Source organism: Cryobacterium sp. PH29-G1 (assembly GCF_030063365.1).
In the GTDB taxonomy this organism is placed as follows: domain Bacteria; phylum Actinomycetota; class Actinomycetes; order Actinomycetales; family Microbacteriaceae; genus Cryobacterium.
Genome location: NZ_JASISY010000002.1, coordinates 82,182 through 100,594 on the forward strand (window position 1 = coordinate 82,182; position 18,413 = coordinate 100,594).

The following is an 18,413-nucleotide window of genomic DNA, read 5'->3' on the forward strand; positions in this document are numbered from 1 at the left end:
GATCGGGCATCGATGTCACTCCAGACGTTATCGGAGTGGCTTCGGTGCCCGAACTGTTTTCTCCCCCTCTCCCCCCGCGGTGATCTGCTGCTGGGATGCGATCACGGTCATTCCTTCGACGTCAACAAGCGCGGATTCGTCAATCTGCTTACCGGACCGCGCAAGTTTATTGGCGATAGTGCTGCCATGCTCGATGCCCGCGATCGGTTTCTTGATGCCGGGTGGTACGAGCCCCTGCAGAGCATTATTCGCACCGTTGTTGCCGGTGAATCTCCGCGGCGCATTCTCGACGTCGGCTGCGGTACCGGATATTATCTTGGCGCAGCGGTGCCTCCAGGAGACGACGTGCGCGCGCTGGGCATGGACCTCTCCCCCAATGCCGTGGGGCGCACCATCCACTCGCACGATCGCGTTGACGGGCTGGTAGCGGACGTCTGGTCACCGCTCCCCCTCCGCGACGGCGGCGTTGACGTCATCATGAATGTTTTTGCACCACGCAACGCCGCCGAATTTCACCGCGCCCTTCAGGCAGGCGGGCTCCTCGTGGTCGTGGTGCCGCAGCCGGCGCACCTGCGCGAGCTGCGCGAATTGGGCCTGGCTGTGGAAATGCAGGCCGACAAGGCGGCCCATTTGACCAACAGTCTCGCTGCCTGGTTTCGGCTGGAGTCACATCATCAGCTCGACCGTTCGGTACTACTCTCCCCGTCTGAGGTAGCGTCCCTCATCGGGATGGGCCCGTCCTCGCACCATTCAGGCTCCGCACCAGATAGCTCTGTCAGTGCCGATCGTTCCGTTACGGTCGCCTTCGATATCTTCGGGTTCCGCCGCCGCTGACACCCGCGCGCGCGTCCGCAGCCGGAGGCTGTGGCCAAGGCATGCGCTGGGCTGCGCAACGCCCTGGACCGCGGGGCGCCCGAGCCTGCTGGAGCATTACAGTCACGCGTGGAAACCCGCTGAATCGGCCGGTTCGTCCGTCTTTTGCGGGTTAAAGCACGATACCGACCTGCCCTTGGGGAAGATCGGTATCGACGGTGTTGGTCGTTAGCGGGCGAACAGACCCCGATAGTACTCGTAGACCCAGCCGGTGAGGGCTACGAGTCCAAGTCCCAGACCGATGAAGCAGACCCAGAATCCCACGGCGAGGCCGAGGAAGAGCAGTGCTGTCGCGGCAGCCAGAAAGATCGGCCACCAGCTCCACGGGCTGAAGAAGCCCATTTCCGGGTCTCCGTCGTCGATGTTGCCATCGAGGCTGTCCTCGGGAAGTTCTGCGCCCTGAGCGGCATGCACCTTGTCGAGGTAGAAGGCGATGAACGCCACGAGCAGCGTGGATAGAGCCAGCATGAACGTGCCAGCCCATTCCACCTTTCCGTGGTCAGGGTCAAGTAGATTCCACGAAACGTAACCGACCGTTACGATCCCGAAGAAGACGGTGAGGACCCAGAGAATGTTGACGTTGGTCTTCATTTACTTAACCTGATTCGAATCGATGTCGTAGACCGCAGCGTCGGGCGCATCCTTGCCCGGGCCGATGCCAACGGGAAGGCCGGCTTCGGGGTGGTTCAGGTCGAAGGCCGGACGCTCGGAGCGGATCCGCGGGATGGAAGTGAAGTTGTGTCGCGGCGGCGGGCACGACGTCGCCCACTCGAGCGACGAACCGTAACCCCACGGGTCGTTCACGGTAACCAGCGGCGCCTTGCGTGCTGTGATGTAGACGTTGAGGAAGAACGGAATCATCGATACGGCGAGGATCATGGAGCCGATCGTCGATACCTGGTTCATCCAGGTGAAGCCGTCTTCCGGTGAGTAGGTGGCGTACCGACGCGGCATGCCCATGACGCCCAGCCAGTGCTGAATGAGGAAGGTGGTGTGGAAGCCGATGAAGAGTAACCAGAAGTGCCACTTGCCGAGGCTCTCGTTGAGCATCTTTCCGGTCCACTTGGGCCACCAGAAGTAGAAACCACTGAACATGGCGAAGACCACGGTGCCGAACACGACGTAGTGGAAGTGCGCGACGACGAAGTAGGTGTCGGATACGTGGAAGTCGAGCGGCGGCGAGGCGAGGATGACACCGGTCAGACCACCGAAGGTGAACGTGACGAGGAAACCGATAGCCCAGATCATGGGGGTTTCGAAGGTGATGGACCCTCGCCACATGGTGCCGATCCAGTTGAAGATTTTCACCCCGGTGGGCACCGCGATCAGCATGGTCATGAGCGAGAAGAACGGCAGCAGCACTGAACCGGTGACGTACATGTGGTGCGCCCAGACCGATACTGAGAGAGCGGCGATCGAGATGGTCGCGTACACCAGGGTCTTGTACCCGAACATCGGCTTCCGGCTGAAGACCGGGAAGACCTCGGAGACGATGCCGAAGAACGGCAAGGCGATGATGTATACCTCGGGGTGCCCGAAGAACCAGAACAAGTGTTGCCAGAGAATGGCACCACCGTTGGCCGGATCATAAATGTGCGAGCCGAAGATGCGGTCGGAAGCAGCGGCGAGCATGGCGGCGGCCAGAACCGGAAAAACCATGAGGGCGAGCAGCGACGTGATGAGTGAGTTCCAGGTGAAGATGGGCATCCGCCACATCGTCATGCCCGGGGCGCGCATGGTGATGATGGTCGTGATGAAGTTGACGGAACCGAGAATGGTCCCGAACCCGGACAGACCCAGACCAACCATCCACAGGTTGCCACCGATTCCCGGTGAGAATGTGGTGCTGGCCAGCGGCTGGTAGGCGAACCATCCGAAGGATGCCGCGCCCTGCGGGGTGAGGAATCCGGAAACGGCGATGAGGCTGCCGAAGTTGAAGAACCAGTAAGCGAGGGCGTTCAGCCGCGGGAAGGCAACGTCGGGTGCACCAATCTGGAGCGGAACCAGAAAGTTGGCGAAGCCGAAGAAGAGCGGCGTTGCGAACATCAAGAGCATGATCGTGCCGTGCATCGTGAAGAGCTGGTTGTACTGCTCTTTCGTCGACACGACGTCAAGGCCCGGGGCGAACAGCTGAGCACGAATGATCAGTGCCATGACCCCGCCGAGGCAGAAGTACAGGAACGAGGTGATCAGGTACATGTACCCGATGACCTTGTGGTCGGTGGAAGTTATCCACCGAACGAGGACATTGCCTTTGCGTTCGGCCGAGGTCGATACCGGTGCTACCGGGTGCGACGGGGCGGGTGCGATGGTCGTACTCATGGCTTAGTTGCCCTCCGGAGCCGTCGGGGCACTCGTGCCCGGCTGATTCTGATTGCGGTCATACTCGTTGTCGAGCTGACCGACGTTGCCCGCGGTGCGCAGAGACTGTACGTACGTTTCGTAGTCAGCCTGAGAGACGACCTTGACGTTGAACAGCATGAGCGAGTGGTACTCACCGCAGAGCTCGGCACACTTGCCCGCATAGGTTCCGATGCGCTGCGGGGTGACCGACATGTAATTGGTCTTTCCCGGGATGACGTCCTTCTTGTAGAGGAAGTCGATGACCCAGAAGGAGTGGATGACGTCGCGAGATTCCAGTTTGATTTCAACGGTCTTGTCAACCGGAAGTACGAGAACGGGAATTTCGGACTCAACGAGGGATCCGGTGGCACCATCGGGATCAGGCTGTCCCTGAATTCCGGGCGAGTACACGTCTTCGTCGACATAGTTGAAGTCCCACGCCCACTGCTTGGCCTGCACTTCGATCGTCACGTCTGGATTGTCATAGCGAGTTTCCAAGGCGACCTGGTCGCGCACAGTGAAGGCGAAGAAGCCAATGACCAGAATCAGCGGAACGACCGTGTAGAAGATCTCAATCGGCATGTTGTACCGCAGCTGAACGGGGAGTCCGGTCTGACCCTTACGACGTCGATAGACGACGATCGTCCAGATGATGAGGCCCCACGTGATGAGGCCGACGATGAGGAGGACGATCCAGGAGGTGGTCCAGAGTCCGGCGATACGGTCGGTCTGGTTTGTCACCGCCGTTTCGCCCTCTTCTTCAAAGCCGGGCAGGAAACCGTGGAGCTGGGCTTGCGTGCATCCGGCCAGTACAACGGCTAACGTCGCTGCGAGCGGAATGGCAGCCCAACGAAGGCGGTGGTTATTGCGCACCGGGGACCTTTCGGGAGATTCGAGGACACTTCTCAGGAAGCGTTTTGATCGATTCCTAGCCTACTCCGCGAGAGCGCGCACGAAGTGCACTGCGGGTGGCGTGGCAGACAATTTGTGCGCCGTCAGCCCTGTTAACGGGGCAAATCCGTGCGAATCGGGAACAATCTGAGCATAAAAAAACGGCGGGGACGTCATCGAACTGATGATGTCCCCGCCGACAATGCCCAACAAACATCGTTGCTGGGCCGATCGCGAGCGACTAGTGGAAAGAATCTCCACAGGCGCAACTGCCGCCGGCGTTGGGATTGTCGATGGTGAAGCCCTGCTTTTCGATGGTGTCCTCGAAGTTGATCGAGGCGCCATCGAGGTACGGCACGCTCATCTTGTCGACAACTACTGCGACGCCATCGAAGTCGACGAGCGCGTCGCCGTCGAGTACTCGCTCGTCGAAGTACAGCTGGTAGATCAAGCCGGAGCAGCCACCGGGCTGGACGGCCACCCGCAGACGGAGGTCCTCGCGTCCTTCCTGCGCCAACAAGCTGCGGACTTTGAGCGCGGCTACTTCGGTAAGTCCGACGCCGTGGGCTGCGGTCGGAACGGTAGCGGTGTCAACAGCACTGACGGGTTCAGTCACGGTTTCGGTCACGGTGTCGGTCATGCTTCTCCTCGATTCACGCACGCACGCTGTCACGCACAATTGCGATCTCATAAAATTGTGATCTCATAAATTCTACCAACGACAACCAGAAAGTCGACGGGCGCATTCCCACGCTCTCATATTTTCTTGTGCGCGGTGCTGAGCATTCGGCGGGCTTAGTAGCCCGCGCGTTCGTTCAGGCTGCCGAGCAGAAACGCCTCGCTTAGAACCGCACGCTTGAACACGCCGAGGTGCAGAGATTCATTCGGGCTGTGTGCCCGAGAATCGGGGTCTTCCACTCCGGTGACCAGAATCTGGGCGCTCGGAAAGACGCGCACCAGATCGGCAATGAACGGGATCGACCCACCGACACCGATATCGACGGGTGGCACGCCCCAAGCATCCGTCATGGCTTGCCGTGCTTCGGTCACGGCCCATCCGCTGGTGTCCACCAGGAACGGCTCACCCGTGTCCACATCGTCGATCTCAACCTGCGCACCAAACGGTGCCTGCTCGCGCAGGTGCGTTTGGAGTGCCGCGGCGGCTTGGACCGCGCTCTGGCCGGGGGCGATGCGAGTGCTGATCCGAACGGTTACAGCCGGAGTCAGGGTGTTTGACGCGTTGTCCACGGTCGGTGCGTCGATACCGGTCACGGTGAGTGCCGGTTGCGACCAGATACGACTGAGGATGGAGCCGTGGCCGATTGGGGCGACTCCCGGCAACAGGCCCGTTTCTGCGCGCAACTGTTCCTCGGAATAGTCCGGAGTGGGGACGTCAATGCTGGTGAGGCCCGATACGGCGACGGAACCATCGTCGTTGTAAAGAGAGGCCAGCAATTTGATCGTCGCGAGCATGGCATCGGGTACCGCTCCCCCGAACATTCCGGAGTGCGAGGCGTGCGCTAGGGTACGAACCGTGAGTCGCAGGGTGACGTTTCCGCGCAGGGCCGTGGTGATGGCCGGCGTGTGAATGTCCCAGTTGTTGGAATCGGCAACAACGATCACGTCAGCGCGCAGAGCCTCACGATTCTCGTCGAGGAAGGTCGCGAAGGATCGGCTGCCGAATTCCTCCTCGCCCTCGATGAAGAACGCGAGCCCCAGGTCAAAGTCCGTCCCGACGGCGGCCACGAGTGCGCGAACCGAAGCGACGTGCGCCATGACACCCGCCTTGTCATCGGCGGCCCCGCGCCCATAGAGCCGGTCGCCGCGCACGGTCGGGGTGAACGGATCCGACTCCCAATCCTCAGTCTTCCCGGGCGGCTGCACATCGTGGTGGGCGTACAGCAGCACCGTCGGGCGGCCGTTCCGCGCGGGGCGCGATGCCAGAATGGCCGGCTGGCCCAGTTCCGTGCTGCCGGGAATACCGGCCTGCACGACTTGCACCGAATCAAAGACATTCAGGTCGCGAACAAGCCGGGCGACGGCGTCGGCGCTGGCTGCGACCTGCTCGCGATTGAAGGCGGCCCAAGACACGGAGGGGATGCGCACTAGCGCGCAGAGGTCCGCGATTGTGCTCGGGAGGCCGCGTTCGACCGCGGTGCCGATGGCGGTTCGGGTCACCGACTCCGTACCGCTGCCCGCGGCCATGGAGTTTGAATCGCTGCTCGAATCCATGGCCGAGCCGGCCGTCGAGCCAAGGGGCTGAGAATTTGTCTGTGGGTTACCAGTCATACGGGTAATCTTAAGGCACCCAATTGCAAGGATTTGATGTGGCCAAGCCTCCCGTAAACCCCGACGCACAGCCGTCGATTGAAAGTTCCGACGAGACCGCAGCGCGCCTGGGTCTTTCCCACAACGCGGGCAAGGGTCAGGCGACCCCCACTCGCAAGCAGCAGGAAGCGGCGAACAAGCGCCCGCTGGTTCCCGATGACCGCAAGCTCGCCGCGAAGCAGGCGCGTGCCAAGTCGAGTGCAGCGCGCGACGTGGCCCGGGCCGGAATGGCCGCGGGTGTCGACAAATACCTTCCGATGCGTGAACGTGGCCCGCAGAAACGATATGCCCGTGATTACGTCGATGCCCGGTTCAACGTCGGCGAGTTGATGATCCCGGTCATGTTCCTGGTTATTCTGCTCACGACCATTCCCAGCGTGGACGTGTACGCCATCTTCGGACTCTGGGGCTTCTTTATTCTCGCCGTCATCGACTCCGTCGTGCTCGGTTTCATTCTGACGAAGAAGCTCGAAGCCAAGTTCGGCTCCGACAAGGCCGAGCGCATCCGCTGGTATGCGGCCATGCGCGCCCTGCAGCTGCGTCCCATGCGCCTGCCGAAGCCGCAGGTCAAGCGCCGCCAGTACCCGGTCTGATCGCTCGGATCCATCGCTCGAAGCCGCACGGCGCGTGTTCCCGCGCCGTGCCGGTCGGTTAGGGCGAGCTATCTGGCAAACGCGCCCGCGCGGATCAGAGGAACCCGTAGCTCCTCATCGGTGAGGGAGCCGTGCTGGCCGATCATGCCGCGGGCCTTCTGGTTCGCCGGTCGGGAATCGTAGTAGGCGATCGATTTGCGGGCCGCCACGATCACATCGCCGATCCGCGGTAAGACCTCGTCGGCGACTCGTCCGTACAGACCGGCTGCAACGGCCTCAGCGCGGGTGTAGACCCAGGCTCGGTCCCCCTGCGAGGCCCGCCATGCAGCCGCGAGCGTGTCAGCGGATACCGTGGTCTGCGCCGGCTCAAGATAGAGCTGCACGCAGCGCGGGTCGCCCGCAACGTGGCGCACGCCCGCAACCAGTGCGGGCTCGGTGTCGAACAAGACGTGTTTGGTGTTCGGAACATCGATTACGCCATGATCGGCAGTGAGCAGCAGGCCTTCGTCTGACCGAAGCGTGGCCGCAAACCGAGAGACCTCGGAGTCGAGGTTCTCGAGCTCGGCAAGCCACCGATCGGACTCCCATCCGTGAGCGTGCGCGGCGACGTCGAGCTCGGCCACGTAGAGGTAAATCAGCGCGGTCGGGTTGTCATCGAGGATGCGGCGCGCGGCATCAAATCGGTCAGCGACCTTCTCCGCGGCAACATACCGGGCACCACGCAAAACGGCCTGTGTGAAACCTGAGGCCACGAATCGTTTCGGGCCGATAGCAAAACTCGGAACCCGCTCGTCGGCGGCCCGGTCGAACACGGTGCGTGCTCGTTGCCAGGTGGCCGGCTGCATGCCGTCATCCCAGCCGGTGAGCTGGTTCACCACCCGATCGCGAGCCGAATCGAGCACCTGGTAGCCGACCAGGCCGTGCTGGCCCGGTTCGACGCCGGTGGTCAGCGTTGCGATCCCGGCAGCCGTCGTGGCCGGAAAGACCCCGTCGATGATGCTGGACTTATTGAGGCGGGTAGACAAGAACCGGGCATGTCCGGCGCGCGCCCGAATCGAACTGACGCCGAGACCGTCGGCGAGAATCACGACCGCCTTGTGCGCCGCGGGCAGTCCCAGCGGATTCGGCCGGGCGCAGACGGCATCGAGGGAACTCGTGAGAACATCGGCAAGGCGCAGGGCACTGAATTGGCGGGCCGGTAGCATGGTGGGCATCGGGTCTCATTCTTTCACAGGGACGAACCCGCGCCCTCCAGCGCTCCCGAGAGCGCTCCCTACGTAGTGCAGCGGTAGTCGGTTCGATCGGCCACCGTGGCACGCTTGAAGCAGAATTCGCCAATGAGCCGCTCAGACAGCACCATGCCAGCCGCCAGTATCGCCAACACCGAGCGCATCGAAGATGTCGACGTGTCGGTGGAGATGCAGGGATCTTTTCTCGAGTACGCCTATTCGGTGATTTACTCGCGCGCCCTGCCAGACGCCAGGGACGGCCTGAAACCCGTGCAGCGTCGCATCCTGTACCAGATGAGTGAAATGGGGCTGCGCCCCGACAAAGGTCATGTTAAGAGCGCCCGTGTTGTTGGTGAAGTGATGGGCAAGCTCCACCCGCACGGTGACACCGCGATTTATGACGCCCTCGTGCGCATGGCCCAGTCGTTCTCGTTGCGGGTGCCCCTGATCGATGGGCATGGAAACTTCGGTTCTCTCGACGATGGGCCGGCCGCACCCCGGTACACCGAAGCGCGCCTGGCGGCTCCCGCTCTGGCGATGACCGAGAATCTCGACGAAGACGTCGTCGATTTCGTGCCCAATTACGACAACCAGCTCACCCAGCCGGACGTGTTGCCGGCCGCGTACCCTAATTTGCTCGTCAACGGCACGAGCGGTATCGCCGTCGGTATGGCGACGAATATGGCTCCGCACAACCTGATCGAAGTCGTCGGGGCCGCCCGACACTTGCTGGCTCACCCGAACGCGAGCCTCGACGACCTGATGGAGTTCGTACCCGGCCCGGATTTGCCCACCGGGGGCACCATCGTGGGTCTGGCCGGCATCAAGGACGCCTACAGCACCGGGCGCGGCAGTTTCAAGACCCGGGCTCGCGTCTCGGTCGAGGCCATCAGCGCCCGTAAGACCGGACTCGTCGTGACGGAACTTCCCTATCTGGTCGGCCCGGAAAAGGTGATCGAAAAGATCAAGGACGGCGTCAACTCCAAGAAGCTCAGTGGCATCTCTGATGTCACCGACCTCACCGACCGCACCAAGGGCCTACGCCTAGTCATCGGCATCAAGACCGGGTTCAGTCCCGACGCTGTGCTGGAACAGCTCTTCCGATATACCCCGCTCGAGGACTCCTTCAATATCAACGCTGTCGCCCTCGTTAAAGGCGCCCCGCAGACACTCGGCCTGCTCGAATTGCTTCACGTCTACGTCAACCACCGCATCGAGGTCGTCACCCGTCGTTCGGCCTATCGGCTGGCCCGGCGCAAAGAACGGTTGCACCTCGTCCTCGGGCTGCTCGTGGCTATTCTCGACATCGACGAGGTCATCCAGGTCATTCGGGCGAGTGACGATACCGAGCAAGCCAGAGCCAAACTCATCGACGTGTTCGACCTGAGTCAGATCCAGGCGGAGTACATCCTCGAACTGCGGCTACGCCGCCTGACCAAATTTTCCCGCATCGAACTCGAAGCCGAACGCGACCAGCTCCTCGCTGAGATCGCCAAGCTGGAGAAGCTGCTGTCGTCGAAAGCCGCGATCCGTACGCTCGTGTCCGAGGAATTAGGCGCGGTGGCCGAGAAGTTCGGTACCCCGCGCCGCACGGTCCTCACCGAGGCCAAACCTAGTATCGCCGGCCTGTCGGCAGCTGCCGCCAAACGCCAGGCCGCGGTGCTTGAAGTGCAGGATATACCGACCCGCGTCTTTCTGAGCGTTACGGGGCGCATTGCCCGCGTCGATCTGGTCGCCGTCGACGACGCCGCTCCGCCGCGCATCCAGCCACCGCAGCGACGCAGCAAACACGATGCCGTGCTCTCCACGCTCGACACGACCAGTCGTACCGAGGTTGGTGCGGTGACCAACCGCGGCCGGCTCATCCGCTTCTCCCCCGTGGATCTGCCGGTGATGCCGCCGACGTCCATTCAGCTGGCGGCCGGCGTGCGTATCAATGAATATCTCGTGCTGGCGGACAAAAAAGAGCGCGTGCTCGCGATCGTCTCGCTCGACTCCGAACGGGCGATCGCTCTGGGTACCCGCCAGGGTGTCGTCAAACGGGTCACCCCGAATGACTGGGCCAACAAGCCTGACTTCGAGATCATCGCACTCAAGCCCAAGGACGAGGTGGTCGGCACGGTGCAGGGCGGAGAGGATGACGACCTCGTCTTCATCACGTCGGATGCCCAATTGCTACGATTCTCCGCCGCGGGCGTGCGCCCGCAGGGCCGAGCCGCCGGCGGTATGGCCGGGATCAAGCTGACACCGGGCGAATCCGTCGTATTCTTCACGAGCCTCTCGGTCGAGGACTCCGCGACGGCCGTTGTTGCCACGGTGGCGGCGAGTAGCCAGACCCTGCCCGGAACCGACCCTGGCAGCGCCAAGCAGAGCGAATACTCCGAATACCCTGCCAAGGGGCGGGCGACCGGTGGCGTGCGCGCCCAGCGTTTCCTGAAGGGCGAGGACACCCTGGCCGTGGCCTGGGTGGGTCGTGCTCCGGCCCGTGCCGTTGCCCCCGATGGTTCTCCGCGCCCCCTGCCGGAGTCGGGGTCGCGCCGGGACGCATCCGGGGTGATGCTCGACGCTTTCATCGGCGCCATCGGTACCGAAATCTAACCCGACAACTTGGGAGGCAACGAGGGGAAGCCGGGGAAGGCCCGAGCTAGACGTCGATCCGGTCGCGCGAAAGGGTGTCGGAACTGCTGATGATGAACTCTTTGCGTGGGGCGACATCATTGCCCATCAGCAGTTCGAACACCTTACCGGCAGACTCGGCGTCGTCGACGCGCACCCGTCGAAGCGTGCGGTGTGCCCGTTCCATCGTCGTCGTGGCCAGTTGGTCAGCATCCATTTCTCCGAGGCCCTTGTACCGCTGGATCGGGTCTTGGTAGCGCCGGTTCTTCTTCTCCAGTGCGCTCAGCACCGAGTGCAGTTCCGTCTCCGAATAGGTGTAAATGGTCTCGTTGGGCTTGCTGCCGGGATTCATGACAACAACCCGGTGCAGCGGCGGAACGGCGGCAAAGACGCGGCCTTCGGTAATCATCGGTCGCATGTAGCGAAAAAAGAGGGTGAGGAGCAGGGTGCGAATGTGGGCGCCGTCAACGTCGGCGTCGCTCATGATGATGACCTTGCCGTAGCGCGCCGCTGAGAGGTCAAAACTGCGGCCGGAGCCGGCACCGATCACCTGGATGATCGAGGCGCACTCGGTATTGGACAGCATGTCGGCAACGGATGCCTTTTGCACGTTGAGAATCTTGCCGCGAATCGGCAGGAGCGCCTGGTGTTCGCTGTCGCGTGCGAGCTTGGCGGTGCCCAGGGCCGAGTCCCCCTCGACGATGAACAATTCGCTCGTCGACACGTCGTTGCTGCGGCAGTCCACGAGCTTCGCGGGCAGAGAGGAGCTCTCCAGGGCATTCTTTCGTCGTTGGGTTTCCTTGTGCGCCCGGGCCGAGATGCGCGATTTCATTTCGGCGACGATCTTGTCAAGCAGGAGCGCTGCTTGTGTCTTGTCGTCACGCTTCGGCGAGGCATACCGTTCGGCCATCGCCTTGGCCACGACGTTGGCCACGATCGCTCGCACAGCCGGGGTGCCCAGCACCTCCTTGGTCTGGCCTTCGAATTGTGGTTCGGGCAGGCGCACGGTAAGTACGGCGGTGAGACCGGCCATCACATCGTCCTTGTCGAGCTTGTCGCTGCCGACCTTCAAACGACGGGCGTTCAGGTCTACCTGGGCGCGCAGAAACTTGAGCAGCCCGGCGTCGAAGCCGGCCTGATGGGTACCGCCTTTGGGGGTGGCGATGATATTGACGAAGCTTTGCACGATGGTGTCGTAGCCGGTACCCCAACGCAGGGCGATATCGACCTGGCAATCGCGCACAAGCTCGGTTGGCACCATGGCGCCCGTTGCGGTGAGCACCGGCACGGTCTCGCTGAACGTTCCGTTGCCGGTCAGCCGCCAGGTGTCGGTGATCGGCGCATCCGTGGCGAGATGCTCAACGAATTCGGAAATTCCACCATCGAACTGGAACAGGCTCGTTACCGGCTCGTCCGTGCGTCGATCGGCCACTTCGATCGCCAGCCCGGGAACGAGGAAAGCAGTTTGGCGGGCACGGCCGAGCACTTCGTCCGTCTGGAACGATGCACCCTTGGTAAAGATTTGGCGGTCCGCCCAATAGCGGATCCGGGTTCCCGTCACACCGCGCTTGACCTTGCCGATCACCCGCAGCTCGCTCTGGTTCTCAAACGGAGTGAAGGGCGCATCGGGGCTCTTCTCCCCCGTATCCGCAAACAGCCCAGGCTCGCCGCGGTGGAACGACATGGCCCAGGTCTTGCCGTCACGATCAACCTCAACGTCGAGTCGTTCGGACAGAGCATTCACGACGGATGCTCCCACGCCGTGCAAACCGCCCGATGCAGCGTATGAGCCGCTGCCGAATTTTCCGCCGGCGTGCAGCTTCGTGAACACGACCTCAACACCGGTCAGACCGGTTTTGGGCTCGATGTCTACCGGGATACCGCGGGCGGTGTCGCGTACCTCCACGCTGTGGTCGGGGTGGAGCTCAATGTTGATCGAGGTACCGAAACCGCCGAGCGCTTCATCGACGGAGTTGTCGATGATTTCCCACAGGCAGTGCATCAGCCCACGCGAGTCGGTGGAACCGATATACATGCCGGGGCGTTTGCGCACTGCCTCCAGTCCCTCAAGGACCGACAGGTGGCGCGCGGAATAGTCAGAGCTCACAACAACCAAGAATACCGGCCCCGATCGGCTATCTTTTGCCTCGGACTCTCCGGTCACGATCCCCGACCGGTCGAACACGGCTACGCGGTGAGCGAAATACGGGCTGTTCACCTCGTCAACGGTCGCTCCTGTGCTTACATTAGTGACAAGGGTTCATGCAATTCAGTCTGGAGGAGGAGAATATGTCCCAGATCGCCACCGAAAATGGTGCCACAGACAACCAGGGCGCCCCCCACCAGCTCACCGCAGCCGACCGCTGCGACGCTTGCGGCGCCCAGGCTTACATTCGTGTTGTCGTCAAGAACAGCGAACTGCTGTTCTGCGCTCACCACGGCCGTAAGCACCAAGAAAAGCTCGCGAGCATTGCCGAGAGCTGGCACGACGAATCGAGCCGGTTGCTCGAAGACCAGCGTTCCTAGCTAGCGCAGTGTTCGAGTCAAGCTCGAACGAATGCCGCGCAGGCAGTTGACTTCGGTCGGCGGCCTGCGCGGCTCTCTCATTTAACGGTGCCTTTCGGCGGTGCAGCTCCCGGGCTATTCAACAGGTTGCCCCAGGCGCACGGCCACGAGGTTGCGGGCGGCCTGTGCGGTCTCATCAACGGATGCTGCCACCGGGCCACGCGAATACTCCAGACCGTGGCGGGTGAAGGCCGCACCCAAAAGATGGTCGGCCAAGGTCGGGTTGCGCGCGAGCACCGGGCCGTGCAGGTGCGTGCAGAACACTTCACCCATGGTCAGTCCTTCAATCTGCGGACCGGATTCTCGTTCGCCGTTCCCCGTGCCGTGCAGCACGCGCCCGAGCGGACTGGCTTCGGCGCCGACATAGTCGCGGGCATGGTTCTCAAATCCGACCAGCCGCCCATACTTCGAAGCGACCATGATGTCGTCCGTGGCCCGAGTCGTCCGTGGTACAGCGTGGCCGGCGACGAGTCCGAGGCCCTCAACGACGGTGCCGTCCGCGAGATCGATGCCCCAGCTGAGCAATTCCCAACCGGTGCCGACAGCCAGAACGGGTACGCCGGAGTTCGACCAGATCCGTAGTTCCTCAACCAGGCTGCGGAGCCCGTCTCGAGCGCTCACCAGCGCAGCATCCGTTCCGGATCCGATCGCCACGGCGTCGACGTGCTCGGGAAGATCTGCCGTCGAGTGCACGTCGACGACCCGCGCATCATGGCCACTCCAGCGAATGCGTTGAGCGAGCACCCGCGCATTGCCGGCGTCACCGTTGGTGTCGAGCAGGCGGGGCAGGATCGACACGACCGTGAAGGGCCGCTGAAGCGAGGTGGCGGTCATTTACGATTCCTCAGCGTTGGAGACGAGGCCGAGGTGCGCGCGCGTGCGTCGCATGCCGTCGGCGGAAAAGATGATAGTTTTCACCCCGGTTGCGGGATCGGGCAGCGCCATGAACGCGTCGAGCGCGGTCGGGACATCCGGCTCGATCCGGTCGACCTGAACGTTGTCATAGGCGAGCTGCAGGGCGATATCGTGCGCTTTGAGCCCCGACGCGATGAGCACGTGGCCAAGACCGGAGGTGTCCACCGGCCAGAAATACGAGGGATCACGCACGTCGGATCCGATGATCACCAGAATTTGCTCGGTGTTGGCCTCGAGGCTGTCAACGTTGAGTTGAAAGCTCGACGGGTTCTGCACGAGGACGAATTCGATGGTTTTGCCGCCCACGGTCACGACTTCGCCGCGGCCGAAAACGGCCGGCATGGCCGACAGCGCGGTGCAGGCCAGGGTCGGATCAAACCGCTCTCCAAGTGTCGCCTGCGCTGTGCTGAGAGCGGTGAGAGCGTCAACGGCATAGTGGATGCCGCGGGCGGGCAGCCGGATACCGTGGTTGCCCCCGACAAATTGCACGTCTGCGTCTCGGCCGACGATGTTGGTGAGTTGCACACCCGTACCAGTCGCCAGGCGGGTCGGAGCCGTCTGGGCGTAACCGAGTCCGCGGGGATACCTGCGGAGAACATCGGCGGTCACGCCGTAACGGTCGACCTGAACGGTCGATTCCAACGCATCGCCCAGATCGGCCAGGTAGCGGTCGTCGGCATTGAGTACAACGGTCTCCGTGGCGCGCGCGGCAATTTTCGCGAGCAGACCCGCCACCATTTCAGAGTCGTGGAACCGGTCGATTTGGTCGACCATCACGTTGGTGAGGGAGACCACCCGCGGGGACAAAGACCCGGCAATGAACGCGCCGTGGCCTTCATCCATCTCGAGAACGGCTACGTCCCCGGCGATCCGCCCGGACAGGGTGACCTGCTCCAAAAGCGCACTGGTCAGCCCTTGGCTGATGTTGGCCGTCGACTGGTTGGTGAACACGGCCAGGCCGTGGGCGCGCAACACACCGACGAGCATTTTCGTCGTCGTCGACTTACCGCTCGATCCCGTCACGATCACCAGCCCAAGGGGGAAGCCATTGAGGGTGGTGGCGAGAAACCCTGGGGCGATGCGGTTCACCACGACGCCGGGGATGGCAGAGCCACCACCCGGCTTGCGCCATCGGGCCAGCACCCGAACGACTCGACCGATCAGAATCGCGGGGGCATACCGCAGGGAGCTCACAAAACCTGCTTCGCCAGCCGGGCAGGCCGTGTCACTGTCACGTTTACTCGAGGTAGTCGCGCAGGGACTGCGACCGGGACGGGTGGCGCAGTTTGGCCATTGTTTTGGACTCGATCTGGCGGATGCGTTCGCGAGTGACCCCAAAGGTGTCACCGATCTGGTCGAGCGTCTTCGGCATGCCGTCACCGAGGCCGAAGCGCATGCGGATCACGCCCGCCTCGCGCTCGGAGAGTGAATCGAGCAAACTTTCCAACTGCTTCTGCAGCATGGTAAATCCGACGGCATCCGCCGGAACAACCGCTTCGGTGTCTTCGATGAGGTCACCGAATTCGCTGTCGCCGTCTTCACCAAGCGGGGTGTGCAGGGAGATCGGTTCGCGACCGTACTTCTGCACCTCGACGACCTTTTCAGGCGTCATGTCGAGTTCGCGGCTGAGCTCTTCCGGGGTGGGTTCGCGACCGAGATCCTGCAGCATCTGGCGTTGCACGCGGGCGAGCTTGTTGATGACCTCGACCATGTGCACCGGAATGCGGATGGTGCGGGCCTGGTCTGCCATGGCGCGGGTGATGGCCTGACGAATCCACCAGGTGGCGTAGGTGCTGAACTTGAAGCCCTTGGTGTAGTCGAACTTCTCGACGGCACGAATGAGGCCGAGGTTGCCCTCTTGGATCAGGTCGAGAAACTGCATGCCGCGACCGGTGTAGCGTTTGGCCAGCGAAACGACCAGACGCAGGTTGGCGCCGAGCAGGTGGCTCTTGGCGCGGGCACCGTCTTTGGCAACCCACTGCAGTTCGCGTCCGAGCGAGTTCTTCTTTTCGACGTCGGTCATCTCGGAGAGCTTGTCTTCCGCGAACAGACCGGCTTCGATGCGCATTGCCAGTTCGACCTCTTCGGCCGCGTTCAGCAGGGCTACCTTGCCGATTTGCTTGAGGTAGTCCTTGACCGGGTCGGCCGTGGCGCCGGTGATGGCGCTGGAGTAGACCGGAACTTCGTCGTCATCGTCGACAAGCGAAAGAACGAGGGCGCCGCTGGGAAGCGGTTCCGTCGAGGCCGGGCGCTTGGTGCTTTCGTCGTCTGACTCGTCTTCGTCGGCTTCCGGGGCACCGTCGGCCTCGGCCGGAGCGACCTTCTTGACGACCTTTGCCTTGGTGACGCGTTTTTTCGGGGCCGGCTTGTCGGCGGCTGCGGCCTTCTTCGTTGCTGCGGCTTCGGCGGCAGCAAGCTTCGCAGCTGCAGCCTTGGTGACGGTCTTCTTGACCGGTGATTCTGCCGAAGTCGCTACGGACTCGTCGGTCACCTCGGTCTTGACGGTGGTTGCCATTCGAACACCTCTCATGCGGAGTCTTACCTGCTTCTGGTAGCCGCAAAAGGCTCCACAAGCGTTTTTGGGCAGAACTTGGACCCATGTCAAGTCCCGGGATGCCCATGCCGAAGTGACTTCGGCATGCCCCGGACCAGAACGGGTCCTAGAAATAATTATTGCACGGTTTGTCTGGACGACAAGCCACGACGCGTACTACGATCGTTCATCACGCCGTTTCCAGGCCCGTGACAGTGCAACCCAAATCGGTGCCACTTCTATTCCCTCATCGACTGATAGCTGGCGGCGCGTACGCGCTCGGGCATGAAGCAAAAAGCCCACGCCGATGCCCACGACGAGGTATTGCACCGAGAAGGCCACGCGAAACGCGTCGAGTGCGTACAGATCGCTCGCGGCTCCCCCGGCCACTCGCCATCCGTTTTGCAGGTCGAGCAGTAGCCCAATCAGATACATCATCACGAAGCTGGCGGTGAAACCGCCGACATTGACGACGCCGTTGGCTGAGCCGAGACTGCGCTGTGGGTTGAAGGTTCGTGCGAAGTCGAAACCGATCAGCGAGCCGGGTCCGCCGATACCAAGCACCACGAGCAGCAGCACGATTGTCCACAGCGGCGGCACGCCGGGCCACAACAGCACGAGCGCCCACGCGGAGGCGATGGACGCCACGATGCCCAGCACAATATTGCTGCGACGCAGCGGATGGCGGGCCGTCAGCAGGCCAAGGATAGGGCCGAAGACGAGCCCGGCTCCGACCAGAACCGTGAGCATCGCAGCGGCGAAGGTGGGTGCGTAGCCGAGACCGAAGACCATGAAGGGATAGCCCCAGAGCAGGCTGAACACCGTGCCGGAGGACTGCGAAACGTAGTGCGACCAGAAGCCGAGTTGCGTGCCCGGGCGCCGAAAGCTGTGCCGCAGATGGGTCAGCGCCATGCCGAGACTATTGGCCCGGGTGTGCTCGGTGACGTTCTCGGGGCGGTCCTGCACAAAGATAATGACCACGATGAGGGCGATCACAGCGACGGATGCGGCGGAGAGAAACGCCGCGGTCCAGCCGCTCGTGTGCAGTAACCAGGCCAGGGGCACGGCGGAGAGCACTTGGCCGAGCTGGCCGATATTGCCCATCCACTGCGAGAGCAGGGGAACCATGCGACCGCTGAACCAGGAGCTGATGAGGCGAATCATCGAGATGAAGATGGTCGCGTCGCCGGCGCCGACGAGAATACGCCCGATGATGGCGACCGTGACGTCCGGCGCGAACGCCAGGGTGATTTGGCCGGCGACCATCAATGCAGTACCGGTGATCATGAGTACCCGAGGCCCGAACCGGTCGATTAAAACGCCGACTGGAATCTGCGCGGCGGCGTAGACGACAAGCTGCACAACGGCCAAGCTGGAGAGGATTGCCGCTGAGCCTCCGAAGCGCTCCGTGGCGGCGACGCCGGCGATTCCCATCGAGGTTCGCTGCAACACGGCGGACAGGTACGCGAACGACCCGATAATGAAGATAAGGGTTGATCGACGAGAGTTCACTCGATCTAATCTATC

15 protein-coding genes are annotated in these 18,413 nt (G+C 62.6%); 4 read left to right on the forward strand and 11 right to left on the reverse strand.

The window, feature by feature from the left end; all coding sequences use genetic code 11:
- Positions 1-12: 12 nt before the first annotated feature.
- On the forward strand, positions 13-834 hold the full coding sequence (locus QMK22_RS02820) for a methyltransferase domain-containing protein (RefSeq protein ID WP_283496120.1): 822 nt from the start codon (positions 13-15) through the stop codon (positions 832-834).
- 207 nt (positions 835-1,041) lie between these two features.
- Here the strand turns inward: QMK22_RS02820 and ctaF are convergent, their stop codons facing one another.
- From ctaF to QMK22_RS02845, 5 genes are all read right to left on the reverse strand, one after another.
- Positions 1,042-1,464 (reverse strand): aa3-type cytochrome oxidase subunit IV, encoded by a 423-nt coding sequence (gene ctaF, locus QMK22_RS02825; RefSeq protein WP_283496121.1) that lies wholly within the window; start codon positions 1,462-1,464, stop codon positions 1,042-1,044.
- Complete coding sequence (ctaD, locus tag QMK22_RS02830; RefSeq protein WP_283496122.1) at positions 1,465-3,195, reverse strand: aa3-type cytochrome oxidase subunit I; 1,731 nt, start codon at positions 3,193-3,195, stop codon at positions 1,465-1,467.
- A 3-nt stretch (positions 3,196-3,198) separates the two neighbouring features.
- Entirely contained in the window at positions 3,199-4,089 is an 891-nt protein-coding gene (gene ctaC, locus QMK22_RS02835) for an aa3-type cytochrome oxidase subunit II (RefSeq protein WP_283496123.1), read from the reverse strand.
- A gap of 259 nt (positions 4,090-4,348) precedes the next feature.
- Positions 4,349-4,747 carry a HesB/IscA family protein gene (locus QMK22_RS02840; protein WP_283496124.1) on the reverse strand — a complete coding sequence of 133 codons (399 nt, stop codon included), beginning with the start codon at positions 4,745-4,747 and terminating at the stop codon, positions 4,349-4,351.
- A gap of 155 nt (positions 4,748-4,902) precedes the next feature.
- Complete coding sequence (locus tag QMK22_RS02845; RefSeq protein WP_283496457.1) at positions 4,903-6,312, reverse strand: dipeptidase; 1,410 nt, start codon at positions 6,310-6,312, stop codon at positions 4,903-4,905.
- 122 nt (positions 6,313-6,434) lie between these two features.
- Between QMK22_RS02845 and QMK22_RS02850 the strand changes: the two genes are divergently transcribed.
- A complete protein-coding gene (locus QMK22_RS02850) occupies positions 6,435-7,028 on the forward strand; it encodes a DUF3043 domain-containing protein (RefSeq protein WP_283496125.1) in 594 nt (197 codons plus the stop codon).
- Positions 7,029-7,096: 68 nt separating this feature from the next.
- On the opposite strand, the gene QMK22_RS02855 is transcribed toward QMK22_RS02850, so the two are convergent.
- Positions 7,097-8,242, reverse strand: a complete 1,146-nt coding sequence (locus QMK22_RS02855) for an alkaline phosphatase family protein (protein WP_283496126.1) — start codon at positions 8,240-8,242, stop codon at positions 7,097-7,099.
- Between the two features lie 123 nt (positions 8,243-8,365).
- Here QMK22_RS02855 and QMK22_RS02860 point away from each other — a divergent pair, with 123 nt between their 5' ends.
- Positions 8,366-10,855 (forward strand): DNA gyrase/topoisomerase IV subunit A, encoded by a 2,490-nt coding sequence (locus QMK22_RS02860; RefSeq protein ID WP_283496127.1) that lies wholly within the window; start codon positions 8,366-8,368, stop codon positions 10,853-10,855.
- Positions 10,856-10,901: 46 nt separating this feature from the next.
- On the opposite strand, the gene QMK22_RS02865 is transcribed toward QMK22_RS02860, so the two are convergent.
- Entirely contained in the window at positions 10,902-12,980 is a 2,079-nt protein-coding gene (locus QMK22_RS02865; RefSeq protein WP_283496128.1) for a DNA gyrase/topoisomerase IV subunit B, read from the reverse strand.
- A 182-nt stretch (positions 12,981-13,162) separates the two neighbouring features.
- On the opposite strand from QMK22_RS02865, the gene QMK22_RS02870 reads away from it, so the two are divergent.
- Entirely contained in the window at positions 13,163-13,399 is a 237-nt protein-coding gene (locus QMK22_RS02870; protein ID WP_283496129.1) for a DUF7455 domain-containing protein, read from the forward strand.
- Positions 13,400-13,513: 114 nt separating this feature from the next.
- On the opposite strand, the gene QMK22_RS02875 is transcribed toward QMK22_RS02870, so the two are convergent.
- The 4 genes from QMK22_RS02875 to QMK22_RS02890 form a co-directional block, all read right to left on the reverse strand.
- Entirely contained in the window at positions 13,514-14,272 is a 759-nt protein-coding gene (locus QMK22_RS02875) for a type 1 glutamine amidotransferase (RefSeq protein WP_283496130.1), read from the reverse strand.
- A complete protein-coding gene (locus QMK22_RS02880; protein ID WP_283496131.1) occupies positions 14,273-15,547 on the reverse strand; it encodes a MurT ligase domain-containing protein in 1,275 nt (424 codons plus the stop codon). It abuts the gene before it with no gap.
- A 43-nt stretch (positions 15,548-15,590) separates the two neighbouring features.
- Positions 15,591-16,868: an RNA polymerase sigma factor gene (locus tag QMK22_RS02885; protein ID WP_283496132.1), complete on the reverse strand. Its 1,278-nt coding sequence runs from the start codon at positions 16,866-16,868 to the stop codon at positions 15,591-15,593.
- A 195-nt stretch (positions 16,869-17,063) separates the two neighbouring features.
- A complete protein-coding gene (locus QMK22_RS02890; RefSeq protein ID WP_283496133.1) occupies positions 17,064-18,398 on the reverse strand; it encodes an MFS transporter in 1,335 nt (444 codons plus the stop codon).
- Between the last annotated feature and the right edge of the window lie 15 nt (positions 18,399-18,413).